The 13,533-nt window shown below is 70.0% G+C and carries 12 protein-coding genes and 1 pseudogene; 5 read left to right on the plus strand and 8 right to left on the minus strand.

What is annotated here, in order from left to right:
* The 3 genes and pseudogenes from E3T23_RS12795 to E3T23_RS12805 form a co-directional block, all read right to left on the minus strand.
* A pseudogene (locus E3T23_RS12795) lies at nt 1-375 on the minus strand (hypothetical protein); the annotation flags it as partial.
* Between the two features lie 72 nt (nt 376-447).
* The gene (locus E3T23_RS12800; RefSeq protein WP_134370816.1) at nt 448-1,107 is read right to left on the minus strand and encodes a GNAT family N-acetyltransferase; all 660 of its coding nucleotides are present in this window, start codon (nt 1,105-1,107) and stop codon (nt 448-450) included.
* Nucleotides 1,108-1,170: 63 nt separating this feature from the next.
* Entirely contained in the window at nt 1,171-2,013 is an 843-nt protein-coding gene (locus tag E3T23_RS12805; RefSeq protein ID WP_134370817.1) for a UTP--glucose-1-phosphate uridylyltransferase, read from the minus strand.
* Nucleotides 2,014-2,047: 34 nt separating this feature from the next.
* On the opposite strand from E3T23_RS12805, the gene E3T23_RS12810 reads away from it, so the two are divergent.
* From E3T23_RS12810 to mscL, 3 genes are all read left to right on the plus strand, one after another.
* Nucleotides 2,048-2,626, plus strand: a complete 579-nt coding sequence (locus E3T23_RS12810) for a 5-formyltetrahydrofolate cyclo-ligase (RefSeq protein WP_134370818.1) — start codon at nt 2,048-2,050, stop codon at nt 2,624-2,626.
* 86 nt (nt 2,627-2,712) lie between these two features.
* Nucleotides 2,713-3,084, plus strand: coding sequence for an FmdB family zinc ribbon protein (locus E3T23_RS12815; protein WP_134370819.1), 372 nt, complete (start codon nt 2,713-2,715; stop codon nt 3,082-3,084).
* A gap of 61 nt (nt 3,085-3,145) precedes the next feature.
* Nucleotides 3,146-3,586 carry a large conductance mechanosensitive channel protein MscL gene (gene mscL / locus E3T23_RS12820; RefSeq protein ID WP_134370820.1) on the plus strand — a complete coding sequence of 147 codons (441 nt, stop codon included), beginning with the start codon at nt 3,146-3,148 and terminating at the stop codon, nt 3,584-3,586.
* 34 nt (nt 3,587-3,620) lie between these two features.
* Here the strand turns inward: mscL and E3T23_RS12825 are convergent, their stop codons facing one another.
* Complete coding sequence (locus E3T23_RS12825; protein WP_134370821.1) at nt 3,621-3,887, minus strand: hypothetical protein; 267 nt, start codon at nt 3,885-3,887, stop codon at nt 3,621-3,623.
* Between the two features lie 7 nt (nt 3,888-3,894).
* Entirely contained in the window at nt 3,895-7,707 is a 3,813-nt protein-coding gene (locus tag E3T23_RS12830) for an AAA family ATPase (protein WP_241977912.1), read from the minus strand.
* Nucleotides 7,708-7,852: 145 nt separating this feature from the next.
* On the opposite strand from E3T23_RS12830, the gene E3T23_RS12835 reads away from it, so the two are divergent.
* On the plus strand, nt 7,853-8,845 hold the full coding sequence (locus E3T23_RS12835) for an adenosine deaminase (RefSeq protein ID WP_134370822.1): 993 nt from the start codon (nt 7,853-7,855) through the stop codon (nt 8,843-8,845).
* Between the two features lie 16 nt (nt 8,846-8,861).
* On the opposite strand, the gene E3T23_RS12840 is transcribed toward E3T23_RS12835, so the two are convergent.
* On the minus strand, nt 8,862-9,878 hold the full coding sequence (locus E3T23_RS12840) for a magnesium and cobalt transport protein CorA (protein WP_134370823.1): 1,017 nt from the start codon (nt 9,876-9,878) through the stop codon (nt 8,862-8,864).
* Nucleotides 9,879-9,964: 86 nt separating this feature from the next.
* Here E3T23_RS12840 and E3T23_RS12845 point away from each other — a divergent pair, with 86 nt between their 5' ends.
* Nucleotides 9,965-10,684, plus strand: a complete 720-nt coding sequence (locus E3T23_RS12845) for a 4'-phosphopantetheinyl transferase family protein (protein WP_134370824.1) — start codon at nt 9,965-9,967, stop codon at nt 10,682-10,684.
* Here E3T23_RS12845 and E3T23_RS12850 read toward each other — a convergent pair.
* Both E3T23_RS12850 and E3T23_RS12855 read right to left on the minus strand, forming a co-directional pair.
* Complete coding sequence (locus E3T23_RS12850; protein WP_241977914.1) at nt 10,681-12,105, minus strand: M1 family metallopeptidase; 1,425 nt, start codon at nt 12,103-12,105, stop codon at nt 10,681-10,683. The two genes, E3T23_RS12845 and E3T23_RS12850, sit on opposite strands and share 4 nt — an antisense overlap.
* Nucleotides 12,093-13,533 (minus strand): Pls/PosA family non-ribosomal peptide synthetase (locus tag E3T23_RS12855; RefSeq protein WP_338145452.1); only part of this gene is annotated, 1,441 nt, incomplete at its 5' end. The genes E3T23_RS12855 and E3T23_RS12850, both read right to left, overlap by 13 nt.

A 13,533-nucleotide genomic window follows, 5' to 3' on the forward strand; every position in this document is an offset into this window, starting at 1 on the left:
GGCACGAACGGCGGCGGCTTGACCGGCCGCATCCCGGGCGGCGGCGGCACGGTTCGCGGCGGCCAGGGCCGCGGCGGAGCGGCGGGCGGACGCCGCGGCATCCGTCACGGCCTTCGCTTCGGCCCGGGCATCGTCTTCGGCCTGGGCCAGCAGCTTGCGCTGGGTCACGACGGTTCGGGCGTTCGCTTCGAGCCGCACCTGCTGGGGCACCTCGGATGTCTCGGCCAGAATGCGCATGGTCTGCTGCAGTCGAACGGCGTTGCGCTCGGTGGTGAGATACTGGCGGCGGCGCGCCCAGGTCGGCATGAGGTAGGTCACCCACAGGGCAGCCGCGACCGCAATCATCACTCCCCCGCCCAGGACCTCGCTACTCATAGTCTCTAAGGTAGGAGCGCCGCAGGCTTACGAGGATGATTATCGAGGGTGTGTCACGGGCAATTATCGGACTCATCGGTCACTCACCGGCAACGGTTGCGCGGCCGCGGCCCGGTCGGCGTCCGTCACCCGGGCGGCGTCGACCGGCACCCGGCCGGATTGCCAACGGTTCAGCACGCCCTGGCGCACTTCCTCGGCCACCAGGCCGAAGCAGAAATGGTCCCGCCAGTCGCCGTTGATATGGATATATCGGCGACGCAGACCCTCGTAGCGGAAGCCGAGTTTCTCCACGACCCGCAGCGAGGGCACGTTCTCGGGCCGGATGCAGATCTCCATCCGGTGCAACCCGAGCTGGCCGAAGCAGTAGTCGGTGGCCAGAGCCACGGCGGTGGGCGTGATCGCCTTGCCCGCGAATTCCTCGCCCACCCAGTAACCGATGGTGGCTGAGGACAGGGAGCCCCAGGTGATCGACGACACGTTGAGCTGACCGGCCAGCTCGCCCTGATATTCGACCACGAACGGCAGTCCGCTGCCGGCGCGGGAGTGCGCGAGCAGGCTGCGGATGCTGGAGCGGGTGTCGAAGGACATCGGCGCGTACGGGCTGGTGGCCTCCCAGGTGCGCAGCCAGCTCCGGTTCTCCATCAGGGAACGGTCGAGGATGCGATCGTCGCGCAATCGGATCGGCCGCAGGGTCACGGGTCCCTCATGAAGCGTCGGCAGTGCGATCGCCACAGTGTGCCCGTCTACTCAATCCCGAAATGGTCTTTCCTCAATGTACCGCCAGTGTCCTGGTTCCTAGTCGAGCGTGGCGACGAATTCGTGCAGCCAGGGCCGCAGGTCCGGTCCGAGGTCCTCGCGGTCCACGGCCAGCTGCACGATGGCCTTGATGTAGTCGAGGCGGTCGCCGGTGTCATAGCGGCGGCCGCGGAAGATGACCCCGTAGACGCCGCCGGTGGCCTCCGGGTTCAGCGCCATCTCCTGCAGGGCGTCGGTGAGCTGGATCTCGTTGCCCTTGCCCGGCTGGGTGTGCTCGAGCACGTCGAAGACCTCGGGGCGCAGCACGTAGCGGCCGATGATGGCCAGGTTCGNATCGGGGTCGTCGGTGGCCTCGACCGCGGCGGCGCCGTAGAGGCTGATCTGTGAGGGCTCGACCTCCATCAGCGCGATGATGCTGGTGTTGCGCTTGCCCTGCTCCGCAATCATCTTCGCCAGCAGCGGGTCGCGGTCGTCGATGATGTCGTCTCCGAGCAGGACTGCGAAGGGCTCCTTGCCGACGTGCATCTTGGCCCGCAGCACAGCGTGACCGAGGCCGAGGGGGTCCCCCTGGCGCACGTAGTGGATGTCGGCCAGTTCGGTGGCGTGGTTGACCTTCTCCAGCCGGCTGCTGTCACCCTTCTTCTTCAGGATCGCCTCGAGCTCGGTCATGCGGTCGAAGTGATTCTCCAGCGCGTTCTTGTTGCGCCCGGTGACCATCAGCACGTCGGTCAGGCCCGCGGACACGGCTTCCTCGACCACATACTGGATGGCCGGTTTGTCGACAACCGGCAGCATCTCCTTCGGCATGGCCTTCGTGGCCGGCAGAAAGCGAGTGCCCAGTCCTGCGGCGGGAATGACGGCTTTGGTAATTGATGTCCCCATGGTCCCCACCATATCGGCATCTAAGATGAGTTATATGGACTCCGACATCGGTCACCGAAAGCGCGCGCTTCGCGCCGAGTTGCGCGAGCGCCGCCAGAACCTGACCTCGGTCGAGCGGGAGGCCGCAACGGCCGGATTCACCCAGAATCTGCAGAGCATAGCCTTGGACCTGTCGGCCCGATCCATCTCCTGCTACCTGTCGTCCCGCAACGAACCGGACACCCGGCCGTTCGTGAACTGGGCGGAGGCCCAGGGCGTCCGGGTGCTGTTCCCGGTGTCCCGCGACGACGGCCTCCTCGATTGGACCGTCGGCGAGGACCAGACCGAATTCGAAGGTCTCTCGGGTGCCCCCGAGGCAGGGGGCAGCCTGCTCGGCCCGATCGCGATCAACGACGTCGATCTGATCATCGTGCCGGCCGCCGCCGTCGATGCGACCGGGCTGCGCATGGGCTGGGGTCGCGGTTACTACGACAAGACCCTCGGCTCGATGGAGAAGTGCCCCCCGGTGTATGCCGTCATCTTCGACAACGAGTTCGTCGACGAGGTACCCCGCGAGGTGCACGACCAGCCCGTCGACGGCCTGGTCACCCCCACGCGCATCATCGCGTTCTGATCCCCCCCCCTCCTTTCCCGCTCAACGAAAGTCATTTCATAATCGGAGACTCCGGCCTGCGGGCCGGTTCCCCCATCGGAGTTACAGTGCCTACCTATTCCTACCGCTGCACCGAGTGCGACACCGCGTTCGACATCCAGCAAGCATTCACCGACAACACTCTCACCGAGTGCCCCGCCTGCGGCGGCAAGCTGCGCAAGGTGTTCTCGTCGATCGGCGTGACCTTCAGCGGGTCCGGCTTCTACAGCAACGACGCCCGGTCGGATGCGAAGCGCTCCCTCGAGCGTTCGTCGAAGACCTCCGAGACGAAGTCAGACAAGAAGTCAGAGCCGAAGTCGGGCGATTCCGGCTCCAGCTCTTCCAGCGAGAAGTCCGCCGCCCCCGCAATGGGCAGCTCGGCGCCCGCGAAAGCGGCGAGCACGAGCGCCGTCAGCACGGCCGCCGCGAAGACTTCCTAGCGCCCTCCATCACCGCACCCTCCGCCTTCCCTGGCGCCGAAACCACCAACGGAGTATCCGTATGATCCAGGGCTTCAAAGAATTCATCATGCGCGGCAACGTCATCGAGCTCGCGGTCGCCGTGGTCATCGGCGCCGCGTTCACCGCGGTGGTCAACGCGATCGTCACGGGCCTCTTCAACCCGCTGATCGCGGCGATCTTCAACTCGAAGAGCCTGGCCAAGGCCATGGTCATCGGGCTTCCCGGCGGCGGGGAGCTGTCGTTCGGACTCGTGCTGGCTGCGGTCATCAACTTCCTCCTGGTCGCGGCCGTCGTCTACTTCGTCTTCGTGATGCCGCTCAACCACCTCAAGGAGGCGCAGGAGCGTCGCCGCGCAGCAGCGGCTCCCGCCGCGGCCGAGGGAGCCGCTGCCCCCACGACCGAGCTCGACCTCCTGACCGACATCCGCGACCTGCTGGCCGCCGGCGCGACACTCGACCAGGGTCCGAAACACACCCGGTAGAACAGAGCCCGACCGCCGTGCCGGCCGGGACCGGCTACCAGTGCGGCGGGCGGTCCTGACGGAGCCGGTCGTCGTTGACGCCCCGAGCGCCCGGTCCCGCGGGATCGGCGGGCACGACGCCGCCTTCCTCACGCAGCACCGGCGGGTGCGGATCCGGGTCGGTGTCGGGCGCCGGGGTCAGCCGGGCGCGCCGGGATTTGCCGGCCGACTTGACGACCGACTGCCGAGGAACAACGGATGCATCCCCGTCGTCGACCGGGTCCCGGTGATCGGGCGTGTCGAGACCATCCCTCTCGGGCACGACGCGCTCAGGCACCGGGCCGGCGCACCGGGCCCGACGACCCGGGCGCGCTCGCGCCGTGCGCCGGTGCACCGGATGCCGTCGTCCCGGCTCCGGAGCGCGGCGGCGCCGTCACTCCGGCGAGGGCGGCCACGCGGGCGGCCACCGCATCCGGGTTGCTGAAGAGTTCGAAGCTGTGCACCCGCAGGTAGTGCCAGCCGAGGCGGCGCAGCACTTCCGGGCGGAGCCTCAGGGACTCGCGTAGGCTCGACCGGCCGACCACGGCATCCGTTTCGACGACGACGGCGCGGCCCGCGTGCGACCCGGCCAGGGCCAGCTTGCCGCGGTGCCCGAGCGACACCGTGAGGCCCAGCCGTTCCAGACGGCGGGCTAGGTCGACCAGCATGGCCTCGCTCGCGTCGGGAACCTGCGCCTCGTTGCGGCGCGCCTCGGTCTCGCTGAGCACCTGGGAGAGAGCGAGGATGCCGTGGCGCTGGCGGTCCTCATCGATGTCGGACGGGCGGAAGCAGGAGACGATGTCCATGGCGCGGCGGGCACGGGTCATGCCGATGGCCAGGAGCCGTTCGCCGCCCGGTTCGCCCAGCGAACCGAAGTTCGTCAGGAGCCGGCCGTGCGGGGTGCGGCCGTAGCCGATGGAGAAGATGACCCGGTCGCGGCTTTGCGCCACGGCCTGCTCGAGGGTGAGGACCGTGAACGGCTCGGCCCGGTCTTTCAAAATGAAGTCGGCGAGGTCGGTGCGCTTGGAGAAGGCGGACAGCACGGCCTGGTGCACGCGCACGGAGTGCCGCGCGCTGGCCGTGATCACCATCAGCGACTCCTTCGGGCGCTTGACGGCGTGATCCATGACGAGTTCGACGACCTTGGCCACCTCGGCGTCGACGCTCTCCACGGCCCCGGAGTCGGCGTCGGGCATACCGTGTCCGCCGGCGACGTAGTTGATGGTGAGGCTTCCGTGTCCGAGGTAGCTGCCGGCCCAGGGCAGGGAGTCGATCCGTCCGCCGTAGAACCGGTGGTTGACGAGTTCCGCGAGGTCTTCGCCGCCGGCACGGTAGCTGCGGGTCAGGGTGAGGGTCGGCAGCAGTTCGCCGAGACGGGCGAGGGCCGAGTCGGCGTGCAGGGCGTCGACGTTGGTCTCCTGCACCGGCTTGTCGTCCGCGGCGGCCGTGATGCCGGCCTCGAACGACGACGGCGTCTGCGTGACCGGGTCGCCGAACGCGACGATCTGCCGGCCGCGACGGATGGCGCCGACGTTCTCGGCCAGGGTGGTGGCGCCGGCGTCGACGAGCAGCACGGTGTCGAAGCTCATCAGGTCGTCGAGCCCGGCAACCTCGTAGGGTGAGGCCAGCCAGACCGGGGCGAGCACGCGGCCCAGGTGCGGGGCCGCCTTGTGCAGGCGGGTCGGGGTGGCCCGGTCGGCGCGCAGCAGGCGCCGCAGGTTGTCGGCCTCCTCGGGCCAGTCGACGACGCCGATTTTCCAGGTCTCGGCGAGCAGCCACGCCAGCAGCTGCCCGGTGGTCGAGGCGTGGGCCTCGTCGACCAGGCGGAAGTCGGCCTCGAGTCGGTCGAGAACCTGAGTGTTGGCGTTCAGGAGGGCCTTGTCGCCGCTGAGCATGGTCTCGAGCACGGACTGCCACCAGGCGAGCTCCAGCTCGTCGGCGACGTCCTTCTCGGACACGTGGCGCTCGGACAGGTCGGTCATCAGCGGGTCGAGATTGTGTTCGCGCAGGGTGGCGAGCAGGGCGGTGCGCTCGTGCAGGTTCGCCAGCACCTCACTCTCGGCGGCCAGGCCGGAGATCGCGTAGATGAGTTCCTTCACCGGCCGGTTCGACAGCTGCCGGGTGGTTCCGGCCGCTCCGAGCGGGATGTCGAGGCTCGCCAGGTCTTCCGCAACGCGCTGGTAGGCCACGTGCACATCCGAGATGCCCACGGGCACCTCGGGGGTGACACCGGCAACGACGAAGCGCTGCCACAGGGTGCGCTGCTGCTGGATGCGGCGCAGGCACTCGTTCATGTCGCTCACGTGCACGCCGGGGCGCAGGTATTCCACGGCGAGCTTGCGCAGGCGACGACGGTTGGCGCCGGTCATCTCGGGCGACTCCCGGCGGGACGCGGTCGCGGAGATCAGCTCGGTCAGGGACCGGTCGAAGACGGCGGGCTGGAACTTGTCGAGCGTCTCCCGGATGTCGAGCAGCAGCCGCAGGTACACGCCGAGTTCGGCGATGGTCTCGAAGGGGCGCAGGCGGGTCTGGCCGACGAGGCCGGCGGCCCGCTCGAGCAGGCGCGGGAGTTCGACCTGGTTGACCCGTTTGGCCAGTTGGTGCGCCGCCGAGGCGTCGGCCGTGGAGGTGAAGGAGGCTCCGTACCAGGGCGAGTCGCCCGGGCCGTACCGGAATTCGCCGAGCGCGGCCGCCTTGATCAGCGTGGCGGCGGCGGTCGGCCGGTTCTGGGCCAGGCGTTCGAGCGCGTGGCGGTCGAGCCGAGCCGTGGTCGAGGGCGGGGCGGGGAGCTGCGCCAGACGGGCCAGCTCGCCGAGGGCGTCGAGCACGGACACGCCGAGTGCCGGGTCGCGGCGGGTGAGCGCCGACCGGTAGTCGAGCAGCACCTTGCGCAGGCGCACCAGGGCGTCGTCGACGTCGCCGACCAGGGGTTGGGTGGCCTTCTCGTTGCGGGTGATCGACTGGATCAGGTCCCGCCGCAGGGTGCGCGGGGTCACGGCGACCCCGGGCAGCCCCACCTGCACCAGCCGGTGCGCGATGCCGTCGAGGCTGGACCGGCGGGCACTGACCACGAGAACGCGCTTGTGTTGCGCGATCAGCGAGCCGATCGCGTTCACGATGGTCTGCGTGCCGCCGGTGCCGGGGAGGGTCTTCACGACGAGCGAGTTGCCGGCCGCGATCTGCGCGACGACGTTCTCCTGCTCGGAGTCGGCGTCGAGGAGCAGGGTGTCGGTGGACGGCGGCCGGGAATCCTGGCCGATCGGGACGACGGGGTTGTACGCGGTCTCGATGGCGCGGCGAGCGGTGCTGTTGCCGCCGATCGCGTCGAGCAGCGGGTGGTCCAGGCTGGCCGCGTCGGCGGCGAGGGCGCGGCCCACGTCCGCGAAGGAGGAGGCCACGAGCCGCGGCACCACGTTGAACCAGGGCAGGTGCGAGGTGAGGCCGCGCAACCGGTCGATCACGGGCTGCGGTTTGAAGGCGCCGTTGGTGACGGCCAGCGCCACGAACGCGTCGGCATCCAGAACGATCTCGAACTGGTTTTTCAGCGCCCGGGCCAGTTCCGGGTTCAGGAAAGGCTGCCCCTTGAGCTTGAGTTCGAAGTCGCGCCCGTAGCGGCGGATGGCGAGCGGGCGCAACAGCACGGGGGCGCTGTAGTCCACATCATTGTGGCGCCACTCGGCGAGGCCGATGGCGAGGTGCACCGACTCGATGCCGCGCATGGAGCGCAGTTCGATGCCCTTCTGGGTGATCTCGCCGGCCGCCAGCCTGGCGTTCCGCAGGGCCAGCTCGTCCCGGATCAGGTTGGAGAGCAGCGTCGTCTTGCCGGTGATGAACTGGGGCAGGCCGCCCGGGTGGGTGGCGCTGAGTTCGATCCGCGTGCGGGGTCCGTCGCTGAAGTGCAGCAGCGGGGAACGCCCGCCCACCTCGGCGAGTTCGTCACGCCAGCGCTGCCAGACGGGGTCGGCCACGTTGCCCACGGTGAGGGACGGATCGCCCAGGCTGACCGCGTGCGGAGCCGCAGAATCGTGCGGGTCGGCGGGCGGAGCATCCTGAATTTCCGTCAGGATGCCGTCGTCATCTAGTTTCTTATCGAGGCGCCACACACTCGACACCCTAATTCACGCACCTCCGATTCCCCGGTAGGCAGCCCGGAATTGCGCGGATTCGGGCCCGAATCGACCCCAATCGGGGGTTGCGGACGCAGGTGCGGCCGTCATCGATTCGGCTCGCCTCGGCGAGAATGGTGCAATGAAACTCCCCCTCGTCGAACTCCACCTGCACATCGAGGGAACCCTCGAACCGGAGCTGCTCTTCGAGCTGGCCGCGCGGAACGCGGTGACCCTGCCGTGGGCATCGCTGGCGGAGCTGCGCGCCCAGTACGACTTCACCGACCTGCAGTCATTCCTGAACCTCTACTACCGGGCCCTGGACGTGCTGCGCGAGCGGATCGACTTCACCGACCTGACCCGCGCCTACCTGGCCCGCGCCCGCACCGCCGGGGTGCGGCATGCGGAGATCTTCTTCGACCCGCAGGCGCACACGAGCCGGGGGGTCCCGCTGCACACCGCCCTGGCCGGGGTGCGCGACGCTTTGGACGGCGCGGTCAAGGACTGGGGCATCAGCACGAAGCTGATCGTGACGTTCCTCCGGGACCGTCCGGCCGCCGAGGCGCTGCAGATCCTGCGCGAGATCCTGGCCGGCGGGGTGCCGATCGACGGCATCGGGCTGGACTCGGCCGAGGTCGGGTATCCCCCGGAGCTTTTCACCGAGGTCTTCGCCCTGGCCCGCGCTCACGGTTTGCGCCTGGTGGCGCACGCGGGCGAGGAGGGGCCGCCCGACTACGTCTGGCAGGCCCTCGACCTGCTCGGGGTGGAACGCGTCGACCACGGCATCCGCAGTTTGGAAGACGAGGCACTGCTCGACCGGCTGGTGCGGGACCGCATCCCGCTCACCGTCTGCCCGTTCTCGAATGTGCGGCTGCGCGTGATCGACACCCTCGCCGACCACCCGATCGTGCGGATGCTCGACCGGGGTCTCCTCGTCTGCGTCAACTCCGACGACCCGGCCTACTTCGGCGGGTACATCGACGACAACCTGGCCGCGCTCGACACGGAGTTCGGCCTGGGACCGGACCGCCTGGCCCTGCTCGCCCGGAACGGGATCGAGGCGTCGTTCCTGACCCTCGGGGAGAAGGCGGCCCTGGCTGCCGAGGTCGATGCCTGGCGGTCCCTGCAGCCGTAGCCGGCTGCGGAGCCGGCTACAGCCATCCGTTCTTCCTGAACACGCCGTAGAGGCCGACGCCCATCACGAGCATCAGGGCGAGGGCGAACGGGTAGCCGAACACCCAGGTGAGCTCGGGCATGTGGGTGAAGTTCATGCCGTAGATCGTGCCCACCAGGGTGGGCGCGAAGAGGATGGCGGCCCAACTGGAGATCTTCTTGACCTCCTCGCTCTGGGCGACGCTGGTCTCGGTCAGCCGCCGGGTCTCCTCGTTCTGGCGCTGGGTGACCAGGGTGCTGTGCACGGTGAGGGCGTTTTCGAGCAGCTGACGGAATGCGTCGCCGCGCTCGACCACGCGCAGGGTGTGGTCGAGCACGTCCCGCAGGTGGTGGCTGAGCTCCGCGGGGACGGCGTGGGCGGCGTAGCCCTTCTGCAGCGACTCCAGCATGCCCACGAGCGGCTGCGTCGCGCGCTGGAACTCGATCACTTCCCGGGAGAGGTCGTAGATGCGCCGTGCGACGGCCTGGTCGCCGTCGAAGAGCTGGTTTTCGATCTCGTCGATGTCGTTCTCCAGCCCGGCGACGACCGGCCCGTATTCGTCGACGACCTGGTCGAGGATGGCGTAGAGCACGGCCTCCGGCCCGAGGGCGAGCAGCTCAGGCGTCTTCTCCATGCGCTCGCGCACCAGGGCGAGATTCGGAGACTCGGCGTGGCGGATGGTGGCCACGAAGTCCGGGCCCACGAAGACGTGCAGTTCGCCGAACTCGACGCGTTCCTCCTGGTCGAGGTAGCGGGCCGGCCGCAGCACCACGAAGAGGATGTCGTCGAAGCGCTCCAGCTTGGCCCGCTGGTGGCCCTTCAGCGCGTCTTCGACCGAAAGGTGGTGCAGGCTGAATTCGGCCGCGACCGAGCGCACCTCGACGGGTGAGGGCCGGTACATCCCGATCCAGCCGAAGCCGCTGTGGGCCTTCATCACCTCGAAGGTCTCGTCGAGCGTCTGCGGGTTCGCCGCCCGCCTGCCGTTCACATACACAGCGTTGTCGATCAGTGCCACGCGCTCTCCTTAGATACCAGGTACCAGTGTCGCACCGGGCGCGCCGCCCGCTGACCGCCGCCGGCGGCGCGCGGTAGGTTGGGGGCGTGACCTCTGAGCGAGCCGGCGACGTCTTCCTCGTCGTGGCTCCCCGCGGGGCAACGGATGCCGCCGAGCGGCGGTTCCTGGCTGCCGCGGCATCCTGGCTGCTCGGTGTTGATCCGGCCACCGTGCACATCGAACGCAGCTGCCCGCATTGCGGGGGCCGGGACCACGGCCGCCCGCTGGTGGCGATGGCGTCCGGCTGTGTCGCCGGCTCCCGCGCATTGCACGTCAGCCTCGGTCGCGCCGGCGGGCGCGTGGCGTTCGCTCTGACATTCCTCGGCCCGGTCGGGGTCGACATCGAGAGCGTCGCGGCCGTCTCCCGGGGCGGGTTCGACGCGGTCGCGTTCGACGCGGTCGCGTTCGGGCCGACGGAGCTCGCCGCCCTGGCCGAGTTCTCCCCCTCCGACGCCGCCGGAGCGCGGGCCCGGTTATGGACCGCCAAGGAGGCGGTGCTGAAGTGCACGGGCGACGGACTCCGGGTGGACCCGCGCGACCTGGCCGTCTCGCTGCCCGGCCGGCGGGGCCTCGGCACGCCCCGCCTCGACGCTTGGCGCGGCACCCGCGTCCCCGTCGATGCGATCCGGCTCCGCGGCATCGACCCTGGACCCGGACTCGTCGGGACGGTCGCCGTGCTCGCCGAGGGCGGACTCGCCGCGGGCGGGCCGACCGTGTGCGTGGTGCCGGCTGACGACATCCGTCACCACGGGAACGGTACGGCCTAGAGCTTGGGCAGGGCACTCCGGTAGACCCAGCGGTCGACGATCCGGCGGATGTCGCCGCTGCCGGTGTGCACGGAGAAGAACTCGACGAGATCCTCCGTGGTGATGGAACCGTTGCGGCGCGCCTGCGTGTAGGCGCGCACGGCGCCGAAGAAGGCGTCGTCGCCGAGCGACCGGCGCACCGCGTGCAGCGCCAGGGCGCCGCGTTTGTAGACTCGGTCGTCGAACATGTCCTGCGGGCCCGGTTCGCCGATGACGATATCGCGCGGCATCGCCTCGATCTCGGCCCGGTGCACGGCGGCGCTCGCATCGGCCGGGAGTCCTCCGCCGGCCTCCGCCCACAACCACTCGGCGTAGCAGGCGAACCCCTCATGCAGCCAGATGTCCTGCCACCGCACCAGGGTCAGGCTGTTGCCGAACCACTGGTGGGCCAGCTCGTGGGCGATCAACCGGTCGCTGCCGTGCGCGCCGTCGACGTGGTTTCGACCGAAGATGGCGAGACCGTGGGCCTCGAGCGGGATCTCCAGCTCGTCGTCGGTGACCACGACGGAGTAGGCGTCGAACGGGTAGGGGCCGAACAGGTCGGCGAAAACCGCGATCATCTCTGGAAGCCGGGCGAAGTCCACCGCCACCTCCCGGGCGAGGTTCGCCGGGTAGAAGATGCGCTGGGCCACCGGGGCGGCGGCGAGGTCGGAGCGTCGATACCGGCCGATCAGCACCGTGGCCAGGTAGGTGGCCATCGGCTCCTTCACCTCGTAGGTCCAGCTGGTGCGTCCCGACCGGGTCGCCCGGGCGATCAAGGCACCGTTCGACACGACCGTATAGGGGTCTTCGCAGCTGATCCGGATGCGGAACGAGGCCTTGTTGCTCGGGTGGTCGTTGCACGGGAACCACGACCCCGCGCCGGTGGGCTGGCCGGCCACGAGCACACCGTCGTCGAGCTCCTCCCAGCCGACCTCACCCCAGATGCTCTTCAACGGATGCGGCGCTCCGCGATACCGCACGGTCACCTCGAACGGCTCACCGGCTTCGATCGTCGTCGCCACCGTGATGGTGAGCTTGCGCGCGCTCTGGCTGGTCCTCACCGCCCGCTCCCCGTTGACGGTGACCCGGTCCACCGTGAGGCCGGCGAAATCCAGGCTGAACCGGTGCAGCCGCATCGACGCGCGGGCCTGCACGGTCGCCGTGGCCCGTAACTGGTTGGTGGACACCCGGTAGTCGAGGTCCAGGTCGTAGTGCAGGGCGAGGTAGCCGCCGTTCCCATTGCCCGGGAGGTAGGGGTCTCCCGCGGTGGCGGCGCCGTGGCCGGGGGCCGGGGCGGTGGCGCCGGCCGGACCGAGCGCTGGTTTGGGCGGCAGCGGGGCGAGGCTTTTGGGCGGGCTTTTGGGCGAGGTGCGTGGCATGGTCGGCGTCAAGTCTGCCATGGCCGGCTGCGCCACGGCGAAATCGGATTGCCCGACCACACCGATCCGGCCGGCACGCGTTCCCCGCGCATCACCAGCGAGGCCGGACCCACGGTGGCGCCCTCGCCGATGCCCGCGGCCGGCAGGATCACACTGTGCGGCCCGAGCGTGGCCCCCGCAGCCAGGGTGACCCGGTCGAGCTGCATGATGCGGTCGTGGAACAGGTGCGTCTGCACCACGCAGCCCCGGTTCACCGTCGCGCCGTCCTTGATGGTCACCAGGTCCGCCTCCGGCAGCCAGTAGGACTCGCACCAGACGCCGTGCCCGATATGCGCGCCGAGGGTGCGCAGCCACACGGCGAGCGCCGGCGTGCCGGCCGCCTTCGCCGCGAACCAGGGGCGGGCGACCATCTCGACGAAGCTGTCCGACACCTCGTTGCGCCAGATGAACGACGACCACAGCGGATGCTCGGTGGCGTCGATCCGGCCGACCAGCATCCACTTCGCGGCCGTGGTGACCAGGGCGGCGACGGCCCCCGCGGCCAGCAGCACCAGGCCTGAGAGCGTGATCGTCCACCCCAGTCCGACCGTGAGCCAGAGCCCCTCGAGGGCGACGAGCACACCGAGGGCGATCAGGGCCGTGGCGATGACCGGCACGATGCGGAGCAGCTCCCACAGCGCACGCCAGGTGACGAGCCGGGCCGGCGGGTGGAAGGTGCGGGCTTCGTCGACATCCGTCGTGGTGCGGCGCAGCCGTTCGGGCGGGTTGCCCAGCCATGACGATCCGCGCTTCGCTTTGCGCGGCGTGGAGGAGAGCACCGCGACGAGCCCGTTGCGCGGCACCGTGCGGCCGGCGCCCGCGATGCCGCTGTTGCCGAGGAAGGCCCGGCGGCCGATCTTGGCCGGCCCGATGTGCAACCAGCCGCCGCCGAGTTCGTAGCAGGCGACCATGGTGTCGTCGGCCAGGAACGCGGCGGGGGCGATGGTCGTCAGAGCGGGGATGAGCAGCACGGTGGAGGCTTCCACCCCGGCACCCACCTTCGCGCCGAGCAGGCGCAGCCAGATCGGGGTGAGCAGGCTCGCGTAGATCGGGAACAGGAGCGTGCGGGCGCCGTCGAGGATGCGCTCGGTCATCCAGACCTGCCAGCCGATCCGGCTGCGCACCGGGTAGTAGCCTTCCCGCAGACCCACGCCGAGCAGGCGTACGGAGCCCAGCACCAGCAGCGCATAGACCAGCCCGGCGGCCAGGACCGCGAGCGGGGTGGCCAGGACGGCTCGCCACGCCGCGTCGGCCAGGGTGGCGGCGTCGCCGATGGCCGCCCCGACGATGAGCGCGCCGACGAGCACCGCGATCGCGGGCAGAGCAGTCATGACGAGGGCCCCGATCGCGAAGGCGGTCAGCCAGCGGCTCCCGCGCGGCGGGCGCTCGGCCGGCCAGGAGCCGCGGGCG

Origin of the sequence: Cryobacterium cheniae (assembly GCF_004403395.1) — a bacterium.
GTDB lineage: Bacteria > Actinomycetota > Actinomycetes > Actinomycetales > Microbacteriaceae > Cryobacterium > Cryobacterium cheniae.